Origin of the sequence: Kitasatospora sp. NPDC059577 (assembly GCF_042735475.1) — a bacterium.
Classification (GTDB): domain Bacteria; phylum Actinomycetota; class Actinomycetes; order Streptomycetales; family Streptomycetaceae; genus Kitasatospora.
The window spans coordinates 2,424-7,155 of sequence record NZ_JBHWBZ010000112.1 but is presented as its reverse complement, the minus strand read 5'-3'; the positions used below and the strand labels follow the sequence as shown (position 1 = coordinate 7,155).

Annotated in this window: 5 protein-coding genes; 3 read left to right on the top strand and 2 right to left on the bottom strand. The window is 73.2% G+C overall.

The window, feature by feature from the left end; translation table 11 throughout:
* The 3 genes from ACFV0O_RS40775 to ACFV0O_RS40765 form a co-directional block, all read left to right on the top strand.
* Positions 1–474 (top strand): sigma factor-like helix-turn-helix DNA-binding protein (locus ACFV0O_RS40775; RefSeq protein ID WP_380349921.1); only part of this gene is annotated, 474 nt, incomplete at its 5' end.
* Between the two features lie 204 nt (positions 475–678).
* A complete protein-coding gene (locus tag ACFV0O_RS40770) occupies positions 679–1,491 on the top strand; it encodes a hypothetical protein (RefSeq protein ID WP_380349918.1) in 813 nt (270 codons plus the stop codon).
* A gap of 190 nt (positions 1,492–1,681) precedes the next feature.
* Positions 1,682–2,074 (top strand): hypothetical protein, encoded by a 393-nt coding sequence (locus ACFV0O_RS40765; protein WP_380349915.1) that lies wholly within the window; start codon positions 1,682–1,684, stop codon positions 2,072–2,074.
* Between the two features lie 19 nt (positions 2,075–2,093).
* On the opposite strand, the gene ACFV0O_RS40760 is transcribed toward ACFV0O_RS40765, so the two are convergent.
* The gene (locus ACFV0O_RS40760; protein WP_380349912.1) at positions 2,094–2,774 is read right to left on the bottom strand and encodes a hypothetical protein; all 681 of its coding nucleotides are present in this window, start codon (positions 2,772–2,774) and stop codon (positions 2,094–2,096) included.
* 363 nt (positions 2,775–3,137) lie between these two features.
* Positions 3,138–4,400, bottom strand: coding sequence for an esterase/lipase family protein (locus tag ACFV0O_RS40755; protein WP_380349909.1), 1,263 nt, complete (start codon positions 4,398–4,400; stop codon positions 3,138–3,140).
* Between the last annotated feature and the right edge of the window lie 332 nt (positions 4,401–4,732).

Below are 4,732 nucleotides of genomic sequence, written 5' to 3'. Positions count from 1 at the left end.
GAGCACGCCACGTGCTCCGTCCGCGGGCCCGGCACCCACCCCGCGCCACCCCGGGACACCACCATGCCGACACCACCACGCCCACCAGCCGCCCCCGGACCCGCCCTGGGCCTGTGGGCGCTGCACGACCTCCACCTGCGCCACTACCTGGACTACGCCGCCCTGCTCCTGCCGGCCGACGACGCACCGCTGGCCGTCCGCGCCGCCTTCGAGGAACTCGGCGGCCACTGGCTCGACGCCCTGGCCACCGCGAGCCCGGCGGCCTGCGCCTGGCAGGCGGTGCGCCACCGCGTCCGCACCCTGGCCGGCCCGCGGCCGTTCGGCCCGGTGGCCCACCTCACCGCCACCCAGCAGGACGTCCTGCTGCTGCACCTGGTCCTCGACCTGTCCGCCGCGCAGGTCGCCGCCCTCACCGGCACCGAACCCGCCGCCGTCCACGTCCAGCTGCGCTCCCTGGCCGCCGCCCGCCGCTGAGGCGGCCCGCCGGCCTGTCGGATTCCCGCGCACGCAGGCACGCGGGAATGAAGGCGCGCAGGCGACCCACCTGCCCGAATGCCGCCAATTCGTGGCCTGAGCAGGGAGCGGATCGGGCCCAGCCGGTGTAAAATTACTGATACACGGTCATTTCTGCTGTCCCGCAAGGGAATCAAGGGAGGCATGATCAGCGGCATACCGCCCATGACGGAGAAGATGTCGGCGGCCGACCAGTGGTCGGAGGCGCAGAAGCGCAAGGAAGCCGAACGCCGACAACGCACGACGGACGAGCAACGGCGCAGGGAACAGGCCTCGCAGACCAGTGCCACCACGGTCGCCGCGCTCCGGGCGAAGGCCGCGAAGAAGCGGGAAGAAGCCGCCGAGGCCGCCAGGGCGGTCGCGAAGGCCCTCGTGGGAGAACGGGCCCGGCAGGACAGGACGGCCGGGAAGGCCGCCGCGAAGACGTTCGCCGAGAAGGCCGCCGAGAAGGCGGAGAAGAAGACCGCGGAGAAGACGGCCAGGGCTGCGAAGGAGCGGCAGGAGGCCGGTCGGGCCGCGGTGGCCTCGCGCACCTGGCACGTTCGCGCGGGGAATCCCACCCAGGGCCCGATCCGCGGGCTCGCCCGGCCGGTCCGTCCCGGCACCCACTCCTACGAACTCGTGCAGAAGCACGCCGCCCGCATGGACGTCGAGCAGCGGGCGATGTTCGTCGAAGAGCTGCGTCGCAACGGCATCGAGATCCGTCCGGCCGTCCCGCGTGCCGACCCGGTGCGCAGGAGGACGCCTGCCGCCGCTCCGGCGCCAAGTGCCGGGGCGGGGCGGCCACTTCCCGAACTGGAGCGTGAACGCTACGCGGATCCGGTTCCCGATCCCGCCGTGGCCATGGCGGCGGAGCTGCGCGACGGCGGGGCCGCCTCGCTGCCTCCTGGCATGCCGCGGGGGCGGGACGACGATGACGAGTGGCGGCCCCACGACCGCAGCGGTCCGTACGGGCAGCGGCGGCGGCGCAGGAACTGATCGGGTGGACCGGCGGGAACGCCGTACCCGGCGGGCCGGTGAGGCCAGGGCACGAAAGCCATCGGCATCGACGGGTCCGGCGGCCCGGAGGTCCTGCGGGCCCTGGAACCGCCCGAGCCGCAGGCAGGCCCCGGCGAGGTCCGCATCCGGGGGCGCGCGGCCGCTGTGATCGAGCAGCTCGGCCCCGGTAGTGGACAGTGAGGGCGCCGACCACGCGGCCGATCACCGTCGGATCGGCCGGCCCGGGGGCGAACACGCCGTCCGCCGACGCGCCGTCGGCCAACGGCACGTCGGCCGACGTGCCGTCCGCTGCCGCGCCGTCCGCTGCCGCGCCATCGGCCAACGGGCCGTCGCCATGGTCCTGTTCGCCGAACCGCGCGGCGGAGACTACGCCGAACACGTCGTGGTGCCCGCCGCCTCGGTGGTGCAGATCGAACCAGAGGTCAAGAAGCACACCATCGTCGAACGAGCCATCAACACGCTCAGGAACGCCGGAGCGGTCGCCGCCGGACACGACAAGCGCGGCTGCGTCCACCTCGGCACCGTCATCGCAGCAGCCCTCGCCATCCGGCTCCGCACGTGATCGGCCGGACCGTCGGCGGCTAGAGGTTCAGCCGCAGCTGCAGCCGGCAGCCGCCGGGGCGGTTGTCGGTGTCGACGGTGAGCGGCACCGGGTGGCCCGGGTACGCGGTGTAGAGGTCGTTCGGGAGTGCGCCGCCGCACTGGCTGACGTCGCCGCTGCCGGCGTAGCGGATGTCGAGGGTGACGGAGGCGGTGTTCGATACGAGGAAGGTGAGCGTGCACCCGCCCGGCCGGCTGTCCGTGTCGATGCGGATCGCCGGGCCGAAGGTGAAGTTCGGCGTGGCCGGGATCCGGTAGTCGCCCTGGTTGCCGCACTGGCCCGGGGCGGTACCGGGGGTGGACTGGAACGCGTACCGGACGGAGGCGTCGGCCAGGTCGTTCTGCGGGTCGAAGATGCCGAACGCGAGCAGGCAGCCGCCCGGGCGGTCGTCGGTGTCGAGCACGATCTCGTCGGACCAGTCGCCGGTGAGGTTCCACTGCTCGCCCCGGTGTCCGCCGCACTGGCCGGGGTCGCCGTCCGGCTCGAAGCGGATGCCGAACTCCGCGGGGCTGGATTGCCGGGGCGCGGCGTGCGTGGTCTGCGCGGCGGGCGTGGCAGGGGTGGGGAGGACGGTGGCGGTGGCCGTCGTGGTGGTGGCGGTGGTGACGGTGGTCGTGGTGGCGGCGGCGAGCAGGGCGAGTTTCCGGATGACGTGGTGCACGCTGGTGTTCCCTTCGGTGCGGGGCCTGGCGGCCCTCCTGAGGCACAGGGATTCCGGCGGCGTGGACACGCCAAACGAAAACGGGGGATGCGGGCGGAGAAGTCACTGGAAAGGGCGGCGGGCCGTCACCCGGGGCCCGCCCGGCGACCGGTCCCGTGGCAGGCGGCGTACCGTCGATCTCGTGGCAGGCGATGCGCCGCACGGGAAGTCGGACCCGCCGACTTCCCGTGCAACGCCCCTGAGCCCGCGCTTACTTGGGGCCGTGCCCGGCGGCGGGCGGCAGCGTGCCGGGCGCAGTGCCGGGCGCAGTGCCGGTCCGGCCGGTGAGCCTGGTGGGCACGGCCCGCCCACCCCGGGGAGGGGTCACTCGGTGGAGACGATCTCGTTCACGATCCACGCGCCGAGTTCCTCGGTCATGGTGGTGTGTCCCTCGTTGCGGCTGGCGCAGAGGAAGGCGTCGAGCTCGCTGGTGTCCGGTGCGATCGGCTTGTAGAGCGCCTTCGGGTCGTCGATGTCACCGGCGGCGACGGCACTGATGCTGGGGATGAAGCAGGACGTGCGGATGACGTCCGGGTCCACGGTGTTGCGGAGGAACGTCATGAGGAGGCCCGCCAGGCCGAAGCTGCCCGGGTCGCCGCCGTCCGGCAGCGGCAGGGTGAACAGGCCGCCGGGGGCACCGTCGATCTCGGGCAGCCCGCCGGTGCGGACCAGGACCGGCGTCCCGCCGGTCTTCTGGAGGCGGGCGACGACCTGGTCGCCCTGGGCCTGGATCTTGAGCCAGGTGTCCTTCAGCGTTTCGCCGTCGCCCCTGACCGCCGTCGCGTCGGGCTTGACGCCGTTGCCCCGGCCGGTGTCCACGCCGTTCGCGACACCGATCTTGCGGACGGCGCGCGGCCAACCGCCGAGCTCGTCGAGCTCCCGGAGGAAGGCGACCCGCTCCGGTGCCGGGGCCGGGGTGTCGTCGGCCTTCGCGATGTACCAGCGCGCCATCTGCTTCGCGGCGGGGCTGTTGAGCAGACCGGAGAACAGGCGAAGGGAGTCCCCCACGACGGGGTCATCGCTCCAGTTGTCCGTCGCGAAGTGGATGAACGCCTGGAGGGAGACGGGGAGCCAGCTGCCGTGGTGGGGGGAGTCGTAGGAGAGGTGGAGGGACGTCTCGTGGTCGGGCAGGGTGGGGTCCTGCTCCATCCTGGCCAGCGCGTAGCGGGTGACCATGCCGCCCATGCTGAAGCCGCCCACGACCAGCTTCGAACGGCCCACCCGCTCGCGGATGGTGCGGCGGATGCAGTCGACGACGGTGTCGGCGTTGTCCTTGATCGACGCCGTCCGGTCGTCGTAGCCGAGGATGATCACGTCCCGGCCGGTCGCGTGCAGCTCGGAGACGAAGCGGAAGTCGCCGTTCTCCTCCAGGCCGTTCCACAGCTGGTCGAGGTTGCTCCGCCCGCTGGAGAAGCCGTCGGAGAGGATGACGGGCCGGACGAGCTGCCGGCGGTTCAGCGGGCTGTAGTAGACCCAGGCCGTTCCGCCGGAGAGGGTCCACTCCTCATGCGGCTCCGGTGCGGGGGGAAGCGCGGATCGGGGCTCGGGGGAGACCGGGCCCCAGACGTCGACGACAGGGGTAGGCATGATCGGTTGACTCCTCGGGCGGTTCGGGTTCGCCGAAACGGCTGACCTCGAACGGCACCTTATGGAGCGAAACGCCGTCACCAGCGGAAGCAGGAAGGCGGGTTCACACGATGGTGGCCGCATTCGCCCCGGAAGGTGTGTGTACACGCGAGCGGGGGCACACTGAGGCACTCACGCGCCGGGATCAGGTCGGCGAGCGGACGGGAAGACGCACGCCGCCGCCGGCAACGACGCCGCGGCCCTCGGCGGGGGGGGGGGCCCCCGGCCCCCCCCCCCCCCCCCCCCCGGCTGGGTCCGGGCGAACCCCCCCCCGGGGGGGGGGGCGGGGGGGC